We start from the raw sequence: 19,199 nt of genomic DNA on the forward strand, positions 1-19,199 counted from the left end.
GCGGGCCCGAGGAGATCAAATGATCAGGCCGTTATTTCAATCAGATTGCCATCGGGATCCCGGATTACCGCTTCGAAGAAGCCATCGCCCGTCCAGCGTGGCGCGGATACTAGCGCCTGTTCGCCGTCCATATGCTCAGCAAGTTTCCTGACGGCGTCTTCCGATCCCAGCGAGATGGCGATATGGGCCCAGCCTGTTAGAGGTGTGTCCAAAGAGGTGGTGGCTTGGTTCAGTCTCGGATGCGTCATCAGTTCGATAGTCGGTCCGTCCTTCAGAGTGACGAAGCGAGAAATGAAGCCTTTGTTAGTCTGGCTGTGGTAAGGCTGACCGATGCCGGCGCTAAAGGTCTGATGCCAGAAATCGGCGGCCCGTTCAAGATCAAGTGTCCATAGGGCAACGTGTGCAATCTTCATAGCGCCTCCTGAATATGTACGGTCTGTACCGAGCAGCCTGATTTTCGAAATGCTTTCAGACGCGGCTCGATCTGGTCGTTTGTCTCAATCACCAAATGATCGATCGCCTCGCTGGGGATCACCTGATAGGGCGCCAGGGTGTCGAATTTATCGGCAGACAGGGTAATAACCGTGGCGTTGGCCGCGTTCACCAGGGCGCGCTTGAGCTCCGCTTCCTCGTAGTTGAATGCCGTCACGCCCGTTTCAAAGCTGAGCGCGCAGGCCCCCATGAAGTAAATGTCTGCGTGAATAGCCTGGATTTCCCTCAGTGCTTTCGCCCCCAAACTGCCACCCGCTTTTGAGTCGAGGCGGCCCCCGATCAGGATCGTCTCTACCCCAGGCTTGCTCAGTAGTGCTTCGCCAATAGCGGGCGCGTTGGTGATGACTGTGAGGTTGGCCTGTGAAGGAAGGGCCAATGCAATTGCCCGGTTGGTTGAGCCTGCATCTAGAAAAATCGTCTGGCCTGGACCGACCAATGCTGCCGCTGCTTCGGCCAGCACCGAGAGGATAGGTGTGCTGTTTTGAATACGTTTATTTAACGGGCCGGGGTCAGAGGCAACAGACAAAGCGCCCCCATACACTCGACGGCATAGTCCTCTCTGAGCTAGTTCGCGCAGATCTCTGCGAATCGAGTCTTCAGAAACGCTCATTTCTTTTGCCAGATCCGCTGCGATGACCCGCCCTTGAGAATCCAGGCGCTGGAGAATCACGGACTGACGTTCTTGAGGAAGAATATCTTTAAGAATAGGCATGATCGTGTAATCGTTCGAGGCTTAAATCGTGTGCAAACAAGGATAAACATGCAAATAATATTTGTATATTAGTGTTATATGCCTGTTTTAACGGTCACGAGAATCGCTTACGTACGAAAGCGTTGATAGCCACGTATCATTCAAAGCATAGTCCTGCGCAGCCGTATTCCCCTTCACCTTGAGCTGGCGCTTTATACTGGCATCAGCTTTTAATCGAACCTAAACCCAACTATCTAAAAGGACAGCTTATGAACCTTGAGCTCGAAGGCGCAAAAGTATTAGTCAGTGGCGGATCTCGCGGCATCGGTCGGGCCATTGTCGAGTGCTTCGTTGCAGAGGGTGCCCGGGTTGGCTTTTGTGCCAGAAGCGAAGCCGGTGTCTCACAGACAGAGGCAGCACTGGGTGATCAGGTATTTGGGCGCGTGGTGGATGTTACCGACTCAGATCAAGTGGCGCGCTGGGTCACTGAGTCAGCAGAGCGAATGGGCGGCCTGGACATCATCGTGCCGAATGTGAGTGCTCTTGCTGGCGGCGGAGAGCTTAGTGTCTGGAGGCAGGCATTCGAAACGGATTTGCTGGGGTCTGTAAGTTTCTTCAACGCAGCCTTGCCCTATCTGAAGATCTCCGACGCTGCTGCCGTAGTATTGATTTCTAGTGTCTCGGGCCGAGAAGTGGACATGTTTGCCGAGCCCTACGGTGTATTGAAGGCAGCCTTGATTCACTATGGAAAAACCCTTTCAGCACGACATGCTTCTGATGGAATCCGCGTAAATACCGTTTCGCCAGGCAACGTCTATTTTGAAGAGGGCGTTTGGGGCAGCATTGAGCGTGATGCTCCTGAAACATTTGCGAAGTGCCTGGCTGCCAACCCGATGGGGCGTATGGCTACGCCAGAAGAAGTAGCCAAGGCCACGGTCTTCCTGGCCAGCCGCGCTGCAAGCTTTACGACGGGTACCAACCTACTCGTGGATGGAGGTTTGACCCAGGGTGTTCAGTATTAGGAACAGAAGTAGTCAGGCCCTATAAAGCCTTAAGCAGCCTATCTGGAGCGATGTTGTACCTGTTTGATCAGTGCATCAGATTAGGTGTCGCTTCATTAGGACATTCCAGAGAGCAGTGTTCTATTCAACCTACCGCATAATTCTTTGTCGTGGCGCTAGGTTAAGAGAGACACAAAGGCACGCATTCGCATCGTTCATCATGATGTTGCGAAAAAGGGTAACCTATCAGTGTTTTGTAGGTTGACTCATGCTAACTATCGTTTTCTGCCATGACCAGCATTAACTCTGTACGGCCAGCCGATTAATCAATTTATCCAGCATGAGCTGCCTGCTTCAGGTAAACCGACGCTAATTTATTGAAATAGCACTACTTTATTGAACAAGCGCAGCCGCGTTTTTGGACAGGAGCGGGTTTAGCGTCTAGCGTTGGTCGGGTTTATAGAAAAGCAGGAAACGAAACGTGGTTGAGTTCCATACTAAAAATAACGCTAATATTTTTGCAGCCGCTCACAGGAAATCCCTAAAGCGGTGGTCAATGTCCACCCTGGCGGCAGCGCTTTTGATGGCGGGTAATTATTCGCTGGCGGCTCAGCCGCAAAGTCCTCATTGGGTTGGAAGCTGGGCCGCGGCTCCGCAAGCCAACGGTGCTTCTGCCGGCTCGAAAGAGACTGTTGTCAGGGTGAACAATCAGACGATACGCCAGATCGTTCATACCTCTATTGGAGGCTATAAGTTTCGAGTTCGCTTATCCAATGCCTTGGGTAAAACTCCGCTGGTGATTGGCGAGGCCCGGGTTGCATTGAGTGCTGGTAAGAACACCATCAACCTCGATACAGATCGGCCCTTGACGTTTGGAGGAATATCCTCGACGACAATCCCGCCTGGAGCGGTGATGTACAGCGATCCTGTAGACATGCGGTTCTCTTCACAAGCCGATCTGGCTATCAGCCTTTATCTACCAGAGCAGACCGAAGCTAAAACCGTACATACGTTGGGCAAGCAGACCAACTATATTTCTACCTCCGGCAACCATACGAAAGCGCGCGCGTTACAAACAAAGTCGACCAGCACTTCATGGTACTTCCTAACGGGTGTGGATATTCTGACCCATAAGGACACCACAGCTGTTGTCGCATTTGGCGACTCGATTACAGATGGTCTCAATGCCGCGGTAGATACAAACAACCGTTGGACTGACTATCTGGCTCGCCGCCTGCTGAACCGATCCGATATCAATACCAAGGGTGTTCTTAATCTCGGTATTAGCGGCAACCGCATCCTGCACGAGCAGGTGGGACCAAGCGCACTGTCACGCTTCGATCGAGATGTCATCGCGCAGCCTGGCGTTACGCATCTGATATTACTCGAAGGCATTAACGACATTGGCTATTCGGATTTGCCCGGTTCTCAGGAAAAGGTAAGCGCCAAGCAGATCATTGCAGGTTACAAGCAGCTGATTGCCCGTGCGAAAACCCATGGTCTAAAGGTAATTGGTGCCACGCTTCTACCGTATGAAGGGGGCAGTTATTACACCCGGCAGGGCGAGGCCAAGCGTCAGGAAGTAAACAAGTGGATTCGTGAAAGCGGGGCCTATGATGCGGTTATTGATTTTGACAAAACCATGCGTGACCCGAAGAGGCCGACCCGATTGAACCCCTTGTTCGACTCGGGCGACCATATTCACCCCAACGAGACTGGCTTCCTTGCAATGGCTAATGCCGTCAATCTGGATTGGCTCAAGTAACAGGGGTGTATAGCAAGAGGCCTTTCACAAAGGCTTCTTGCTTGCAGGCAGCTATGGAGACCTGTCATTTCCAGACCATTACTTGAGGGGGATATTAAATGCGTCATCCGTTCTGTTGATAGCTTACAGCTTCAATTATGTCTTTATCGCTATCAATACTTGAGGTGCCTTTTAATGGTAACTTCTTACTGTTCTGGTACTGGTTATACAGACTGGTATTCACATCTTAATTATTGAGTACTAGATGCTCTGGCAGTTTTTGCTATCTGTACGAAAAGCATGATGTAAAAGGCTGCGATGCACCATCTCGATTAGTCGTGAAGGACAGCAGGTGCAATTTTTGAGATCGATTGACGGCTAGATTATTAGCGCTAGCTCCAAGGCAGGAGTAGGTAATTGCTTAGCTTATCAAGTGTAGTGGTTAGGTGTTGCAAATAAGCGATGTAGTCGTTAAGTCGGTCTGCCATTTATTGCTACACCTGGACGATAGCCAGTAACTGTTACTGCTCAGGTACACACTAGTGATGAATAGCTATCGTCCTGGCTTCGTTACATCTTATGAGCATTCATTAGTCGACCACGAAGAGCTTTGCTCCGCTAGCCGTGTAAGAGCGGTGTGCCTCAGCATTATCTGCGACCTGATAGCTCATGCCTGGCTTAAGAGTGAATTGACGACCATCGTCAAGCTCAGTCTGTAGTTCACCTTCAAGACAAAACAGTATGTGACCTTTCGAGCACCAATGGTCTGCTAGGTAGCCAGCACTATACTCAACCATTCGTACTCGGATGGAACCATAGGTTTGGGTACGCCAGTAAGCCGAGCCGGTTTCGCCAGGATGGGTAGTCGGCTCAATCGTAGACCAGTCAGTTGTTCCAAAAGGTATGTTGTCCATTTGCATGAGTTTTGTCTCAGCTGGTCCCAGGAAGAGGATGACGTTACAGCACCGAAGGCGAGTAATCTAGCTAGTCCAATCAACCAATAACGGATGCTAGCCAGTAATGGTTATTAAAGATTTGTAGTCGCTGGGTACGCCTCAGCGACTACATTTAATGACCATGCATTACCGCCTGTTAGTCGAATGGGTACTCATCCATTTGCTGACCTTATAAGGCTGGTCTATAGATTTCTAGCTTCGTCTTTCGACTTAGCGAATCGAAGTCTTTGGTCTCACAAGGAAAGTACCTCATGTTTATGCTAAAGCCTCTGGCACTAGCTGTCCTTTTCGCTATCTCGGGTACCACACTGGCTGCTAGCCACACCGCAACCCAGACACAGAATGGAAATAACAATGAAGTCACGCTCGAACAGAGCGGAGAAGGCAATACGGCAAGACAGACCCAGACGGGTGATGCGCATCGGTCTGCCGTTGTGCAGAGCGGGAACAATAATTCCGTAGAAACTCTTCAGGAGGGCTATGGCAGTGAGGTCAATGTTAATCAAAGCGGTAATGGGAATCTTGCCTCTGTCTATCAACATCCCGATTATATTGAGCTGCAAGCAGGCCACACTGCATCAGTAACTCAATCAGGGGACAGCAATACTGTAAAGCTTGAGCAGCAAGGAAGTTTTTACACAAATAACGCTACGCTATATCAGGAAGGAAACAACAATACCTATGATATTCATCAGGGAAGCGTATATGGTGACAACACTCTGACTGCTACTACAACGGGTAATAATAATCAGCTGACGGTTTCTCAGACTGACTACGTAACCGCGCAAGTAGAGCAGACGGGCAACGGTAACCAAATAACTCTGGGGCAGAGCTTTGGGGGAGCGGGCGGAGCAGATTCCACTATCAGTCAAAATGGCAACAATAACTTGGCTGATGTGATTAATGGTGGGGGCCGTTACGGGCAGAACAGTGTCGCCCTTTATCAAGAAGGCGATGCTAACTCGGCTTCAATTAGCCAGGGAGGTCTTAACTCCGCAAACCTCAGTCAGCAAGGCAATGGCAATAATGCAATTGTTTCGCAAGGGATAGGTGGCCAGCTTTATGGGCGTTCCGTTGGTAATAACAACGCTGTCGATATAGATCACCGTGGCGAAGGCTCAACCGTTGCATATGTTCAGGAAGGTGACAGCAACCTGCTCTCTATCGATCAGGCTGACAGTAATAATTATGCCGATGTTAACCAGTTTGGCAGCGCTAACGAGATTACTCTGTTACAAAGCGGCCATCTTACATTTGACCCAGCAGATCATTCCGCCACGGTCAGACAAAACGGTGAGGGTAACAGAGTTAGCATCAGTCAAACTCAGGAATACAACCCAGGCGGCCAAGGAAATACGACTGTTGTTACGCAAGCGGGTATGGGCAATATAGTCTCTATTACTCAACGGTAACGCATCTAAGCTGATGCCACATAAGTGGCATCAGCTTTACAGCATGTATGAGCCGCCGCTATCGGCTCAACCATAGATCTTTATCAGTTCTTCTATTTTCTAAGAGCCTACCTTGTGGTTCGTTAGTAATGATTTTTTGTAGCGTCATTAGGGTATACCCAGCGACTACACTTAGAACTTAGATTCTGCCGTTATAGTCTTTGGCCGCGATGGAGGTGAAGGAGCCATTGAATCAAGGCAGTATAGGCCTTTATGTATGAGCAACGCATGAGGGGCTACCAGCGCACCAGGGCTTGGCGCTTCTTTCAGAAGTGGTCTATAGCTTTCTAGCTATGTCTCGTACTTAGCTAACTCCCTATGGCCTCACAAGGAAAGTTGTCATGTTCAAGCTCAAACCTCTCGCCTTTATCGTTCTGGTTTCACTAGGTGGTACTGCAGTCGCAGCTAATAATAGTGCTACGCAATTACAGGATGGAAACAACAACGAGGTAACACTCGATCAGCGTGGTGAGAACAATAAAGCTACTCAGAATCAGACGGGCGACAATAACCGATCAGCTGTCCTTCAGGACGGTAACGCAAACGTTGCCGAGACCATTCAGCAAGGGTTTAACAATTCCATAGACCTCAGCCAGACCGGTAGCGGTAATACGGCCTCTGTCTATCAACAGGGTGGGGAGTACGACGATCAAAGTGCTACTGTCACGCAGCTCGGCGAAGCGAATACACTAACGTTAAGCCAGGACAGTTATCATCACGCCACGCTATATCAGGAAGGTAATAACAACACATATAACATTGAGCAACGCGATGCTCTTACAGGCGGTAACCTGGAAGCGCGTACGGTTGGTAACAATAACCAGCTGACTGTTCAGCAGGGCTCAGCAGTAGATGCCCAGCTCTTTCAAACTGGCGACGACAATGTACTTGTTGTCAACCAGGGCGGCGGTTACATGCCAGGGTCGGTCTATGTCTCTCAGGACGGCGATCAAAATGCTGCCACTGTTAACCAGGGAGGCACTAGCCGAGATGCGGCTGGATTTACATCACTGTCGCAAGAAGGCAATGCCAACACAGCGACAATCTATCATGGTGGTGGATCAAGCAGTACAAGCTTTGCCCAGCAGGGCAACAATAACGAGCTGAGTATTTACCAAGGGGCTCGTGCTGTTAGGGCTAGTGGTCATTCTATTGGAGATGACAACGTAGTAGATATAGCTCAGTCTGGTGATGCCTCAAGTGCGGATATCGTTCAGGAGGGTGGCGGCAATTTAGGACGGATACACCAAGAAGAGCTGGCCTGGAACAGCCAAGCTAGTATTGCCCAAATCGGTTTTTCCAATGAGGCTGCAGTTTCCCAACGTTGGTCTATTGCTTCTTTTAGAGCAGATAACGTAGCTACTGTAATGCAAAACGGCACAGGTAATACTGCTTCCGTTATTCAGCAGTAACACGATAAGCTGATGCCACTCATGTGGTATCAGCTTTGTAATTTGCACATACTGGCTATAAGAACAAGTCAAACATAGTTTGTTTGTTAGACGTCTGTTTCCTCAATGCTTGATACTAACGCCATTATTTATAATGGTTTTTCCGGTGTAGGCATTAAGGTATACCCTATGAGAACGCCGACCTATTTACAGCTAAAGGATCGATCTACTTAATTAGTAGAAACGGCTAAGCTATCTTTACCGTTACGCTGGTAAGTAAACTGTTCTTAAGTCTATTGCTCTTCTCTAATAACTAGGACTTAATCGTTCACAAAGATAGCAGTGGACGACTCCATCGGCCTCAACCCAAATGGCTCCTACAGGGGCAGATGCAGCAGAATCAGGTTTGTTAAGACCTATGAGAGCCGATTCTTTAAAGGCAAGGAGCGAGATTTCAATACAGGCGAGATCCTGGATGACAAGCTCTTTATCAACGGAACGTTTGCAGGTGGCGATAGACCTGGTGCTCCTCCCGTCATCAAGAGGTGCCGATGTCATGTCTTCCTTAGTCCTGTCTGCTTCTTCGTGCGGCTATCGGCATGAATGAACTGACCGCTGATTTCCCTATCGATAGTTAAAGGCCTGACAAGCAACGTTCTAAAGGTCAGCCAAGTACACCGGGTTGATTAATGCAATGCCTAAATCCAGGCGCATTACTTGGCTCATCTCTGACACAAGTGCGAGTCTTGATGAAACAAGAGCTAAATTTTCAGACATTATTCGAAGCGCTTCCGCACCTTGTACTGGTCCTGTCTACAGGTCCGGAGTTCATCATGCTGGCTGCTAACGAAGGGCGGCTGCGGGGAACCAATACGCGGCGTGAGGACTGCATAGGGCGGTCGGTATTTGAGGTATTCGGAAGAAATCCCGAAGAGCGGACAGAATTTGGTGCAGGCGTATTACGCGCCTCGCTAGAGCGTGTGGTACAGACCCGAGCGCCTGATCGCATGGCAATCACCAAGTATGATATTCCTCGGTCGGCAGCGCAGGGTGGGGGCTTTGAAGTACGCTACTGGAGTCCGCTTAATACGCCTGTGCTTGATGAAAAGGGCGAGGTCATCTACATCATCCATCAGACCGAAGATGTGACGGAGCAGGTTGTCGAACAACAACGCTCCAATTCAAACCTCAAGGTTGTTGATGAGCGTTTTCGTGCTGCCCTGCTGGCATCTGAAGCCGGTATCTTTGACTGGTATATCGATGAAGACAGGCTCTACTTTGATAGCGCGCTGCAACAGCTGTTCAAACTGCCGGATACCCTTACCCATAATGCTGTAGAGCGCTTTCTCGGCTATGTACATCCAGAGGACCAGGCGCAGGTACGCCTATCCTTTGCTCAATGTATGCAAGGTGGCAATTTTACAGTTGAGTTTCGACTACAGCGTAACCAGGACGAAAGATGGCTGGTCTGTAAAGGTAATGTTTTCAGGGATGCTGCAGGCAATCCATCGTATGTAACAGGTACTTGCGTGGATATCAGTGCTCGAAAGCACGCTGAGAACGCCTTGCGTGAGCTCAATGAAACATTGGAAGCGCGTGTTGCCTCCGAGGTAGCCGAGCGTACTCGTGTGGAAGAAACACTCCATCAGGCCCAAAAAATGGAAGCAGTGGGGCAACTCACCGGCGGTATTGCCCATGACTTCAATAATCTGCTCACAGGGATCATTGGTAGCCTGGAGCTGATGCAGCGGCGCCACAGTGCCGGTAGTTCGAAGGATGATGAGCGCTATATAAACGCAGCCGTAACTTCGGCTCAACGGGCGGCAGCGCTCACTCAGCGCCTTCTGGCTTTTTCTCGGCGTCAGACACTGGATCTTAAGGCGATTGACGTCAACCAGCTGGTAGCCTCGTTAGAGGATCTGCTTAACCGTACGACTGGGGAAAATATCAAGGTTGTAACAGCGCTAAGCGCAGGCCTTCCTCTGGCCTGCATGGATGCCAATCAACTCGAGAGCGCCCTGATTAACCTTGTGATTAATGCACGGGATGCTATGCCGCACGGCGGCACTATCACCATTTCGACTGCCGCTTTCGACGTAAAGAGTGACCAGGTGGCCAGATGGGCTGAGCTCAAGGAGGGCCAATACATACAGTTGAAGGTAACAGATACCGGTATGGGAATGGCGCCTGATGTGTTAGCTAAGGTCTTCGAGCCCTTTTACACCACCAAGCCTATCGGTCAAGGAACAGGGCTAGGGTTATCCATGGTGTATGGTTATCTAAAACAGGCCAAAGGGTCCGTTCAGATTCTCTCTGAGCCTGGAAATGGAACCAGTGTTCACTTGTATATGCCTTGCCATAAAGGTGACGCAAATACTTTGTCAGCAGAGAAAAACAGGGTGGCACCGTTAGGAAGTGGTGAGATCGTACTGGTCATTGAAGATGAGGCAGTGGTTCGCTCGCTCATCGTAGAGGTACTGGATGAGTTAGGCTATCGGGCGCTTCAAGCTGCAGATGCTCAAGAGGCTATCCCTCTTTTAGAAAGCGATCAGCGCATTGATCTGATGATTTCTGATGTAGGGCTACCAGGCATGAATGGACGTCAGCTTGCTGACTTTGCCCGTTTAAGCCGACCGAACCTGAAGGTTCTCTTTGCGACTGGCTATGCGGAAGGCTCCAATGTGAGCGGTTATCTTGCACCCAACATGGAGATTATTACCAAGCCTTTTGCAATCGAAGCACTTGCCAGCAAAATCAAGGAAATTTTGAAGGCCCCATAAGCTGACACTGACCAAAAGATGGCTTGGCACGTTGTACATCGCTGCCCATAACATTAAGCAGGCTTTGGCTCTCATGCGACCAGCTCTATACAGAGTCGTTTTGCTATCTTTACCCCATCTGGTCATGGCCGAAAAAGCCTGAGTCCAGTACCAGCTCACGTAGCGGCTGTAGCCGCTTCTCCGATTCGTCTGCCTGATAGCGGCACTGCGCAGCCTCATCGTGCGAGCCTGCGCGGTCTGCAAGCTCGGCCATTTGCCTGAGCAGGACGATGCGTTCTTCAACCGCACGCAAGGTGTCCCAGAGCCCGTTATCAATGGCCTCGTTAACCTCAGCAATGAGTGTTTTCATCGAAAAGGCGTGTCCGGTATGACATCGAAACCTGATAATAGAACCTTCTTCGATCTGTACCAGGACGCCATGACACTCGGGACAAGTATATTTTGATACTGCGCCTAGGGACATTACACCCGCTTCGAGGCCGTTGCCCTTGAGTTCAATCAGCTTCTCAATCACGTGTCCTTCCCTGGCGGGACGGGCATGCTGCCTATCTATCTGCGTGCCCACAGCCCTAACTATCTGCTGAGCCAGTGCCTCGATAGGGCCTATGAAATCAACCTTCACATGCTTTATGGCGCTTTCAGGCATTGATTCGTGCATCGCCTCGGATGGATCCTGTACCAAAGCCAAGCCCTCTCTGTCTTTAATCGCCCAGAGACCTGCGGTTCCATCGTCAAGCGCCCCTGTAAGAATGACACCGATTACACGTGCACCATGACTTACCGCGGCTGAGCGAAATAGAACGTCTATCGCTGGGCGTACCCGGCATTCCTTCGGGCCTCGTGTAACACGTAGCCCTTCTTCTTCAAGCATCAGGTGACGATCTGACGTAGCCACATAGACGCTCCCAGCTTCGAGCGGCTGACTGTCATCGGCAGGCACAACCCGCATCTGTGTCACGCGAGAAAGAACCTCGGGTAGCACGCTGGGTGCATAAGCGGGTATATGAAGAACTACCAGGAACGCGGCAGGAAGGACAGGAGGAAGACTCTGGAATAGCGTGGTCAATGCCTGGACCCCTCCAGCGGAGGCCCCAATCACTACGATGTTACGTATATCGGCATCCAATTTCATCGGCCTTATTCCTTGCTGAGACATAAGGGTTAGGACCAGAGAGTTAGTCTGCCGTGCGCAACAACCTAAGCCTTGCTCATTTTACGAACGCTCAACTCAGCGAGCATGCACATCGGATTTCGGCCAAATAGCTCAAATACAAGCCCAGCCTCTTCTTCCATCTCAGATCCTGATAACGGCTTGCGAGACAGCATGAGCAAATCCCTGCCGGAAAAAAGCGAGAGCAAAAGGCTTTAAAGGCATTTAAGCGGTAAGACTAAGAAAGGCAGGCTTTATTGAGCCGAGAGCAGGGGATGGATAGATTCATAACAGAACGGGAGCTTATGCCCCCGCTCATGTCATCTCTTACTGACGACCGCCGCCATGGCTATGCTCGCCACCTTTCTTGCCCGCTTCAGAGGCTTTCTCGCGATCATTGGCAAAGTTGCCACCGCTGTTTTGACCGCCTTTCTTGCCTGCTTCAGAGGCTTTCTCACGATCGTTAGCGAAGTTACCTGGATTGTCGTTTTTAGCTGTCATGTCTTTCTCCACAATGGTTAGGACTTGCCTGGCTGATCGGAACAATCACCCTTCAAGAGATCGGAAGGGAAAAGGCTGTACGGAGTTCCTTAAAAGTTGGGTATACCCTTTTTATAGGATAAGCGGTAAGTAACAAATTCTAGAAAGCACTCCGAGGAACATCAAAGTACGCGGCCCTATCAGCCTCGCTTAAGAGGTATTACCGTAAATGCAGCTCAGCCAAGTGTGCAGCCTCAGAGGTATACCCCAGTGACGACAGGCACTGGAGCATTGCAGCGAGCCGTATAAACCCGCTGCAACCCTATCCAAATGGACAGATTGCTTATTTGAACTCGCATTCTGTGGCTTTCATGACCTGGCAAAAGGCACCCACGAGTGTCGCGTTATGATGGTCAATAATAGCGTTAGCGCTCATCACTGGCGTATCTGAGCAGGTATGTCCATCCTCTATAAGGATAGCCTCGAATCCTAGGTCCCGTGCTGCGCGGCAGGTACTGTCGATACAGTACTGAGTCTTCATGCCCGCAATTAGAACGGTATCAACGCCTTTTGATCGGAGCTGTTCGGCCAGATTGGTAAAAGCAAACGCATTGGGCCTGGTTTTATCGAAAATAATTTCGGAGCCTTCAAGAGCCAGTCCATTTACCAATTGAGTGAAAGGGCTACCCGGCTCAATCGGACTACCAGCAGGGCCTGTATGCCTCGCAAGGAAAACGGGAGAGCCCGCTTTTTGAGCTCGATAGATAAGGTCATTTAGAGTGGAAAGTAGACGATCGCCAAGCCAGGGTTTGTCTGGACCTTGAAACAGTCCTACCTGCATATCGAGGATCAAGAGTGCGTGCATGGATTATTTCCTTACGTTGGCCAGTGACGTAAGGACAAATAAAAAGCTCCTACCATCGCTGGCGGGGCCTTTGGATTCGCTCGCTATCTTTTGCTCACGACACCTTGCACGGCCCGCCTATAGCGGTCGTGGTGGTAGCGGTCGAAGTGAGCTGAGTTATATGCATGTCTTGAATATAGTGACAGCTGCAAATGTCAGCAATACCGACACTTTGCCATCAGTAAGGTTGGACAGAATCTTTATTCGGTGTGCTTGCTTCAAGGAAAAAATGAGCACGTTAGGACAATCTTTTTTGAAAAAAGAAGCGCGTATGCTCCGGTGGAAAACTATCAAGGTGACCAAATTCAGTGAAGCCATGTTTTTGGTAGAAACCCGGTGCCTGAAAGTCAAAAGTATCGAGCCAGATTCCGACGCAACTTCTTTCACGCGCAACGTCTTCGGCCATGTCCACCAGGCGTGAACCTATGCCTTGGTCCCTTGTTTCCTCAGGTATGGCTAGCAACTCGATGAATAGCCAACGATAGTATATTTCCCCATAGAGCCCCCCAATGATTTCATTGGTGTCCTCATCGCGGACTAGTAGCGCGATTGACTCTGGTTTCGGATCACCCGCTTTAGAATGATTATAAGCCCGTAAGGGTTTAAGGATAGCCGAGCGCTCATTTTCTTTTGGGTTAATTGCAATCTCGATACGCGCACTCATGAGCTCATCCTTTCGATATTGACTGTGGTACCCATACATTAAGGCTTTAAAGCTTAAACAGATCGTACGGCATCGGCCGTGTATTTTTTGAATGTAGCTGTTCAAGGGAAGTAGCCGTCTCGTGGCAATGGCCTATGTAACTGCCGCGCTGGCATAAAAGTATGTGTTCGGATCTAAAAAAGTTTGCTTTTTTTGAGACTGCTGACAACGTCAGCACAACGCTTTATCAACGTCATGCTTATCGCCGCGCCCCTGCCGTTTTTCATACTTAAGCCTCGGTCCCTATAGTCTTAGGTATATCCCTGATGAATAAAGTTAAAACGATATAGGTGCACGGACAGCCATAGCATGCAAAGCCATTGAATAGGCGTCTGCCTCATTTAATAAGCGCAAAATAATTTCCCAGTAGTCTAAATTGACTTTAAAGACGATCGGTCTAATATGGGAGCATGACTACCAGTACCTTACCGGCCCGCCGAGGTCGGCCACCTAAGATTCCCCGAGAGCACGCCGATACGCGTGACGCTTTGATCCATGCGGGTATGGAAATCTTTACCGAGCAAGGCTTTGCCGCCACAGGCATTGACTTAGTCCTTAAACGAATACAGGTGCCTAAAGGCTCGTTTTATCATTATTTCGATAGCAAGGAAGCCTTTGGGCAGGCAGTGCTCAGGAGCTACGCAGCTTACTTCGCGCGTAAGCTTGACCGCTGGTTATTGGATGAAAGCGTTGATCCTATACAGCGGCTAAAGAACTTTGTAGAGGATGCCAAAGTCGGTATGGCCAGGTACGAGTTTCGACGCGGCTGTTTGGTTGGCAATCTTGGACAGGAAGTACTCGTTCTGCCGGATAGTTTTCGCTCCCAGCTAGAAGCGACCTTGCTTGATTGGCAACGGCGTTTAGCTGACTGCCTTCGTGAGGCAGCAAAGAGGGGACAGCTGCGGTCTGGATGTCATTGTGATGATTGGGCTGCTTACTTCTGGATTGGCTGGGAAGGCGCTGTGCTACGTGCACGACTGTCTCAGACGGTGCGGCCTCTCGACTGTTTTATTGAGGGCTTTCTGAATGGCATCAAAGCATAACTGCTGCTGCCTAATTAAAGACGACTGGTCTAAATAGGAGATATGATGTTTAAAGCAATTCTCATCGACAAGAATGCATCAACCTATAACGCTCGGCTGGCTGATATGAGCGAAGATCAGCTTCCTGAAGGGGATGTGACGGTGCGTGTTTCCTATAGCACGCTGAATTTCAAGGATGGACTGGCTATAACAGGGAATAGCCCTGTAGTGCGCAAATTTCCCATGGTGCCTGGAATAGACTTTGCCGGGATCGTTGAGGAAAGTACCCATCCACGGTACAAGGCCGGAGACCGAGTGCTGCTCAATGGATGGGGCGTTGGTGAAAGCCATTGGGGTGGACTGGCTCAAAAGGCCAGCGTACAGGGTGATTGGCTGATCCCGCTACCGTCCGGGCTCGACGAACACCAGGCCATGGCAATCGGTACTGCCGGATACACCGCCATGCTTTGCCTGATGGCGCTGGAGCGACATGGAATCACACCTGATAAAGGAGACATCCTGGTCACAGGTGCTAATGGTGGCGTTGGTAGTTTCGCCGTTTCTCTGCTAGCTCGTAACGGTTATTCGGTCATTGCTGCCACAGGGAGGCCCGAGGAGTCCGAGTACCTTAAAAAGCTTGGCGCCCAATCGGTTATCAACCGCAACGAACTGTCTGAGCCGGGCCGTCCGCTTTCCAAAGAGCGCTGGGCTGGAGCTATTGATTCGGTGGGTAGCCATACGCTTGCAAATGTCTGTGCTGCCACTCGGGCAGAAGGAGCGGTAGCCGCCTGTGGTCTAGCACAGGGTATGGATCTGCCCGCAACCGTAGCGCCTTTCATTCTTCGCGGGGTAAGTCTGCTAGGTATCAATAGCGTCACCCAGGTCTACGAGCGGCGTGTGGAGGCCTGGAACCGCCTGCAGACAGATCTCGATTTATCTATGCTGTCTGAAATAACACGCGAAATTACGCTAGGGGAGGCTATTACTGCGTCCACTGATTTGCTTCAGGGCAAGATACGCGGGCGGCTTGTCGTCAACGTGAATCGCTAGGAGGGCTTGGTGGATGTTACCTGTCTGGTGCCCAAGTGCTTGATGATGCATTTAGAGATCAACTATTGCTGAGCGCCACCGGCTCCATGTGTAGACCCACCTAAGCGTTGATAGCGGCCTTTAGATACATAAGCCAGTCATAATCTGGTTCAAGGATTTTAATGAAAGGGCTTACCTCTCGGCTCGTGACTGGGATCGCCTTTGCGATATTCGCGACCCTGTGTTGGGCACTGAATTTTATCGTTCCCTATATCACAGGGAGCTATACCATATTTGATTTCCTTGCCACTCGATTTCTGATCGTAGGGGTAATTGGCATTGTATTAATTGCTATCAACCGCGCCCATCTTTCCATGCTGTCATGGCCGTTGCGATACATGGCCGCCGGATTGGGTGCCATGGGCTATTTCGGTTACAGCACCCTTATTGCTTCAGGTGTTCAGTTTGGAGGTCCGGTTTTAACCCCTGCCTTTATCGGAATGGTCCCGGTATTACTGGCATTGTTAGGCAATGTGCACTCCAAAGTATTGGCATGGCGTCGACTGGCCCTGCCCTTGTGTGTTCTTGCCTTTGGGTTGCTGTTGATCAATCTGACCAGTCTTCAGCATCCACTGAACGAGAACGCATCGGTGTCGACTGGAATTGCGTTTTCGGTTGCGGCAGTGATGCTCTGGCTAGTGTTTAGTTTTTTAAACCAAAGCTCATTGGAAAAGATTTCTCCCGGCGCGACAGGCGTCTGGACTGGCCTCATGATGGTGGGAAGTGCATTGGCTCTATTAGTCCTAATGCCCTTGGCACAGGCCTTTGGTCTTTTTCACTTTCCTCACCAAGGATACGACTTTGCCAGTGCAGGTACCCTTTACGGCTGGGCCTTCCTGATTGGAGTTTTCTCTTCTTTACTTGGAGCCTGGGCATGGAACAGGGCCTGTCGTGATTTACCAATGGTGCTTTCAGGTCAGCTGATTGCCTTAGAGTCCTTGTTTGCAGCCGTGCTGGCTCTAGCATTTGAGCGCCGCTTACCGTCCTGGAATGAGGCATTAGGAATCATGACCGTGCTGATGGGAGCGGTGTTGGCAGTGCAGGTTATTTTCTCAGCAAAAGGGCAAAAAAAGGCCAGGATGCAGGATGAAAAGCCAAGCGCTTGAGGAGCAGCTCCTTGGTTTTTCATACCCTCTGAATCTGCTGATTTTCATTTACTGGAAAGAACCTATGAGGTTATGCCTGATGGCAGCACGAGATTTAAAAGGCTACTGTGGCTATCCTGAGAAGAATGCTAAGCATTGAATTTTATAGCCCTAGCCTCCAACCGAGTAAGAAATTAAACGCGCCCCCGTTAGGCTCTAGCCTGTCAAAATAGACAGGACGCAGAATCGTTGGATAAACACAAAGTAGCGCTGATTATAGTGCAGGAAACTTAGTCCCTGCTTTTTCGGGACGGTGGTCAGCTAGCCTATATACACGTTAATTAACTCATGCTTGTTGCTATGCAGACAGTTAACGCACTGACTCATTCCCTGGGGCGTCAAGGTCAGAGCGGGCCAGAATGTGCTCAGCCAGCTCGGCTGCGTATGGTGAGAGGGCATCAAAGCAGGAGGTACATAAATACAATAACCGGGTCGCCCAAATATCTTGAAGTCTGACCATTGAGAGCCTCTTTTTCAGCTGACTCCGGCGATACGTTGTCTCAGGTACGATGGCTATTCCTATGCCTTGCGTTACCAGGCTGCATATAGCGTCCAAGGTAGCCACCCGCACCCGAAGAGTTAACCATTTGCCGGCTTGCTTTGCCTTTTCTTCCAGATGCTGTTGAAGAGCATTGGTAGAGGTCAGCCCCACAAAGGGCTCGGTGAGTAGCTCCTCAAACTGAATGGCCTTTCTACCAACAAAAAATGGCGAATGCTTGGCAGCTATGACTACCAGACGATCCGTTCGAAACGGGCGAGATTCGAGTGCGTTAAACGCTGTGTGATCGGCAAGCAAGCCTAGCTCTGACTGGCGTCTGGTAAGCGATTCCACAATTTGATAGCTGGAACGCTCCTCTATATCCAAATCAAGCTGGGGATGCCGCAACAGAAAATGGCTCAGGAGGTCGGGCAGATGCTCTGTTAGCGCAGCGGTATTGCATAGCAGGCGAATTCGGCATCTTGATCCCGAGGCGTGATTGCCAAGCTCGCCGTTCATTACCTCCAGTTGGTGGAGGACAGCCTGAGCGTGATGGGCAAGGGTTCTGCCAGCCGGCGTAGGCACAGTGCCTCTCCGGTGGCGCTCAAGCAGAGCGGTTCCGAGCGTCTCTTCCATACCCTTTATGCGGGCGCTGGCTGAGGCGAGGGATAAATGACTCTTGGCGGCCCCTGCTGTAATGCTTTGCGTCTCGATGATATGTATGAAGAGCTTGAGATCAACAAGATCATATCTCATGGGGCGGGCTTCCATCGATGCTTATCTGGCTTCGTCCCAGCCTAACCCAGAATCAGGGAAATGCAGATTTTAAATGGGCCGCTGACGCCGCATGCTCATCAGATCACTCAACGGAAGGTATGACTAATGACTATCCTGTTTTGCAGCCTGGTCTTCCTGCTCGCCGGTATTATCAAAGGTGTTTTGGGAATGGGGCTGCCAACGGTAGCCGTTGCCCTGCTTGTCCTGGTCATGACGCCTGGGGAAGCGTCAGCGCTGTTGTTGATCCCTTCGTTGGTTACCAACTTCTGGCAGTTGTACGGCGGGCCCGCATTAGGTCAACTGATCAGCCGGCTCTGGTTGATGATGGTAATGCTATGCCTGGGAACACTTCTGACCGTGCGCTGGCTGACTGAATCAGAAAACGTCTTCATACCTGCCATGCTGGGCCTGATATTGATAGTGTATGGCTGCATGGGGTTGTGCGCGTACCGCCTACCTACCGTATCGGAGAGCGGCGGTCTTGTTTCAGGCGCAGTGGGCTTTGTTACGGGTTTGATCACGGGAGCTACCAGCGTTTTTGTAGTCCCTGCCGTGCCGTATCTTCAAGCGATGAATCTTGGTAGGGAGCGACTGATTCAAGCGCTTGGGCTTTCCTTTACCGTTTCGACGTTGACGCTTGGCGCAGGCCTGTCATGGCAGGGCGCTCTGGTGATTGATGATGTCAAAACCTCTTTGCTTATGCTCCTACCTGCGCTTGCTGGCTTGCTTGCAGGGCAAAAACTACGTACCAGATTGAGTGAGACGCTTTTTCGAAGGCTCTTTTTCATCGGCCTGCTGTTACTGGGTATTTTCCTTTTCGTTCGGCCCTTTCTGAGGTATGAGTAGCAGACAGCTATATATGAGGACAGGAGGTTAGAAGGGTTCCTCTAGTACCTGCGCGGTAAGCTCAGTGCTGACCAAGCTAACAAAGCTATCTTAAGGCTA

16 protein-coding genes and 1 pseudogene are annotated in these 19,199 nt (G+C 50.4%); 9 read left to right on the forward strand and 8 right to left on the reverse strand.

What is annotated here, in order from left to right; genetic code table 11:
• Positions 1–23 precede the first annotated feature (23 nt).
• Complete coding sequence (locus tag EAW52_RS21445; RefSeq protein ID WP_122043987.1) at positions 24–413, reverse strand: VOC family protein; 390 nt, start codon at positions 411–413, stop codon at positions 24–26.
• A complete protein-coding gene (locus EAW52_RS21450) occupies positions 410–1,204 on the reverse strand; it encodes a DeoR/GlpR family DNA-binding transcription regulator (protein ID WP_122043988.1) in 795 nt (264 codons plus the stop codon). Before EAW52_RS21450 ends, EAW52_RS21445 begins: the two co-directional genes overlap by 4 nt.
• A 248-nt stretch (positions 1,205–1,452) precedes the next feature.
• Between EAW52_RS21450 and EAW52_RS21455 the strand changes: the two genes are divergently transcribed.
• Entirely contained in the window at positions 1,453–2,205 is a 753-nt protein-coding gene (locus tag EAW52_RS21455) for an SDR family NAD(P)-dependent oxidoreductase (protein WP_122043989.1), read from the forward strand.
• Positions 2,206–2,740: 535 nt separating this feature from the next.
• On the forward strand, positions 2,741–3,949 hold the full coding sequence (locus EAW52_RS21460; protein WP_122043990.1) for an SGNH/GDSL hydrolase family protein: 1,209 nt from the start codon (positions 2,741–2,743) through the stop codon (positions 3,947–3,949).
• 569 nt (positions 3,950–4,518) lie between these two features.
• Here EAW52_RS21460 and EAW52_RS21465 read toward each other — a convergent pair.
• Complete coding sequence (locus EAW52_RS21465; RefSeq protein WP_122043991.1) at positions 4,519–4,848, reverse strand: DHCW motif cupin fold protein; 330 nt, start codon at positions 4,846–4,848, stop codon at positions 4,519–4,521.
• A gap of 287 nt (positions 4,849–5,135) precedes the next feature.
• Between EAW52_RS21465 and EAW52_RS21470 the strand changes: the two genes are divergently transcribed.
• The 3 genes from EAW52_RS21470 (at position 5,136) to EAW52_RS21480 (ending at position 10,506) form a co-directional block, all read left to right on the forward strand.
• The gene (locus tag EAW52_RS21470; RefSeq protein ID WP_122043992.1) at positions 5,136–6,296 is read left to right on the forward strand and encodes a hypothetical protein; all 1,161 of its coding nucleotides are present in this window, start codon (positions 5,136–5,138) and stop codon (positions 6,294–6,296) included.
• A gap of 380 nt (positions 6,297–6,676) precedes the next feature.
• Entirely contained in the window at positions 6,677–7,747 is a 1,071-nt protein-coding gene (locus tag EAW52_RS21475) for a hypothetical protein (RefSeq protein WP_122043993.1), read from the forward strand.
• Between the two features lie 728 nt (positions 7,748–8,475).
• Positions 8,476–10,506 carry a PAS domain-containing sensor histidine kinase gene (locus EAW52_RS21480; RefSeq protein ID WP_122043994.1) on the forward strand — a complete coding sequence of 677 codons (2,031 nt, stop codon included), beginning with the start codon at positions 8,476–8,478 and terminating at the stop codon, positions 10,504–10,506.
• A gap of 109 nt (positions 10,507–10,615) precedes the next feature.
• Here the strand turns inward: EAW52_RS21480 and EAW52_RS21485 are convergent, their stop codons facing one another.
• The 4 genes and pseudogenes from EAW52_RS21485 to EAW52_RS21500 form a co-directional block, all read right to left on the reverse strand.
• Positions 10,616–11,638 carry a chemotaxis protein CheB gene (locus EAW52_RS21485; RefSeq protein ID WP_122043995.1) on the reverse strand — a complete coding sequence of 341 codons (1,023 nt, stop codon included), beginning with the start codon at positions 11,636–11,638 and terminating at the stop codon, positions 10,616–10,618.
• Positions 11,639–11,983: 345 nt separating this feature from the next.
• A pseudogene (locus EAW52_RS21490) lies at positions 11,984–12,133 on the reverse strand (general stress protein); the annotation flags it as partial.
• Between the two features lie 346 nt (positions 12,134–12,479).
• Positions 12,480–13,001, reverse strand: coding sequence for a cysteine hydrolase family protein (locus EAW52_RS21495; protein WP_010798746.1), 522 nt, complete (start codon positions 12,999–13,001; stop codon positions 12,480–12,482).
• Between the two features lie 277 nt (positions 13,002–13,278).
• Positions 13,279–13,704 (reverse strand): GNAT family N-acetyltransferase, encoded by a 426-nt coding sequence (locus tag EAW52_RS21500; RefSeq protein ID WP_019365851.1) that lies wholly within the window; start codon positions 13,702–13,704, stop codon positions 13,279–13,281.
• A gap of 449 nt (positions 13,705–14,153) precedes the next feature.
• Between EAW52_RS21500 and EAW52_RS21505 the strand changes: the two genes are divergently transcribed.
• From EAW52_RS21505 to EAW52_RS21515, 3 genes are all read left to right on the forward strand, one after another.
• The gene (locus EAW52_RS21505) at positions 14,154–14,786 is read left to right on the forward strand and encodes a TetR/AcrR family transcriptional regulator (RefSeq protein WP_162997679.1); all 633 of its coding nucleotides are present in this window, start codon (positions 14,154–14,156) and stop codon (positions 14,784–14,786) included.
• Positions 14,787–14,831: 45 nt separating this feature from the next.
• Entirely contained in the window at positions 14,832–15,815 is a 984-nt protein-coding gene (locus EAW52_RS21510) for an MDR family oxidoreductase (RefSeq protein ID WP_122043996.1), read from the forward strand.
• Positions 15,816–15,976: 161 nt separating this feature from the next.
• Complete coding sequence (locus EAW52_RS21515) at positions 15,977–16,960, forward strand: DMT family transporter (protein WP_122043997.1); 984 nt, start codon at positions 15,977–15,979, stop codon at positions 16,958–16,960.
• 349 nt (positions 16,961–17,309) lie between these two features.
• On the opposite strand, the gene EAW52_RS21520 is transcribed toward EAW52_RS21515, so the two are convergent.
• Positions 17,310–18,233 (reverse strand): LysR family transcriptional regulator, encoded by a 924-nt coding sequence (locus tag EAW52_RS21520; RefSeq protein WP_122043998.1) that lies wholly within the window; start codon positions 18,231–18,233, stop codon positions 17,310–17,312.
• A 126-nt stretch (positions 18,234–18,359) separates the two neighbouring features.
• Between EAW52_RS21520 and EAW52_RS21525 the strand changes: the two genes are divergently transcribed.
• Positions 18,360–19,100, forward strand: a complete 741-nt coding sequence (locus EAW52_RS21525) for a sulfite exporter TauE/SafE family protein (protein WP_122043999.1) — start codon at positions 18,360–18,362, stop codon at positions 19,098–19,100.
• Positions 19,101–19,199: the final 99 nt, after the last annotated feature.

This window comes from Pseudomonas sp. LTJR-52, from assembly GCF_003691465.1.
Lineage (GTDB): Bacteria > Pseudomonadota > Gammaproteobacteria > Pseudomonadales > Pseudomonadaceae > Chryseomonas > Chryseomonas luteola.

What these genes read in the sequence shown, in the direction of transcription:
- EAW52_RS21475 (WP_122043993.1), top strand. Translation starts at nt 6,677, where the DNA reads ATGTTCAAGCTCAAACCTCTCGCCTTTATCGTTCTGGTTTCACTAGGT.
- EAW52_RS21455 (WP_122043989.1), top strand. Translation starts at nt 1,453, where the DNA reads ATGAACCTTGAGCTCGAAGGCGCAAAAGTATTAGTCAGTGGCGGATCT.
- EAW52_RS21460 (WP_122043990.1), top strand. Translation starts at nt 2,741, where the DNA reads ATGTCCACCCTGGCGGCAGCGCTTTTGATGGCGGGTAATTATTCGCTG.
- EAW52_RS21520 (WP_122043998.1), bottom strand. Translation starts at nt 18,233, where the DNA reads ATGAGATATGATCTTGTTGATCTCAAGCTCTTCATACATATCATCGAG.
- EAW52_RS21510 (WP_122043996.1), top strand. Translation starts at nt 14,832, where the DNA reads ATGTTTAAAGCAATTCTCATCGACAAGAATGCATCAACCTATAACGCT.
- EAW52_RS21505 (WP_162997679.1), top strand. Translation starts at nt 14,154, where the DNA reads ATGACTACCAGTACCTTACCGGCCCGCCGAGGTCGGCCACCTAAGATT.
- EAW52_RS21495 (WP_010798746.1), bottom strand. Translation starts at nt 13,001, where the DNA reads ATGCACGCACTCTTGATCCTCGATATGCAGGTAGGACTGTTTCAAGGT.
- EAW52_RS21445 (WP_122043987.1), bottom strand. Translation starts at nt 413, where the DNA reads ATGAAGATTGCACACGTTGCCCTATGGACACTTGATCTTGAACGGGCC.
- EAW52_RS21470 (WP_122043992.1), top strand. Translation starts at nt 5,136, where the DNA reads ATGTTTATGCTAAAGCCTCTGGCACTAGCTGTCCTTTTCGCTATCTCG.
- EAW52_RS21485 (WP_122043995.1), bottom strand. Translation starts at nt 11,638, where the DNA reads ATGAAATTGGATGCCGATATACGTAACATCGTAGTGATTGGGGCCTCC.
- EAW52_RS21525 (WP_122043999.1), top strand. Translation starts at nt 18,360, where the DNA reads ATGACTATCCTGTTTTGCAGCCTGGTCTTCCTGCTCGCCGGTATTATC.
- EAW52_RS21450 (WP_122043988.1), bottom strand. Translation starts at nt 1,204, where the DNA reads ATGCCTATTCTTAAAGATATTCTTCCTCAAGAACGTCAGTCCGTGATT.
- EAW52_RS21480 (WP_122043994.1), top strand. Translation starts at nt 8,476, where the DNA reads ATGAAACAAGAGCTAAATTTTCAGACATTATTCGAAGCGCTTCCGCAC.
- EAW52_RS21515 (WP_122043997.1), top strand. Translation starts at nt 15,977, where the DNA reads ATGAAAGGGCTTACCTCTCGGCTCGTGACTGGGATCGCCTTTGCGATA.
- EAW52_RS21500 (WP_019365851.1), bottom strand. Translation starts at nt 13,704, where the DNA reads ATGAGTGCGCGTATCGAGATTGCAATTAACCCAAAAGAAAATGAGCGC.
- EAW52_RS21465 (WP_122043991.1), bottom strand. Translation starts at nt 4,848, where the DNA reads ATGCAAATGGACAACATACCTTTTGGAACAACTGACTGGTCTACGATT.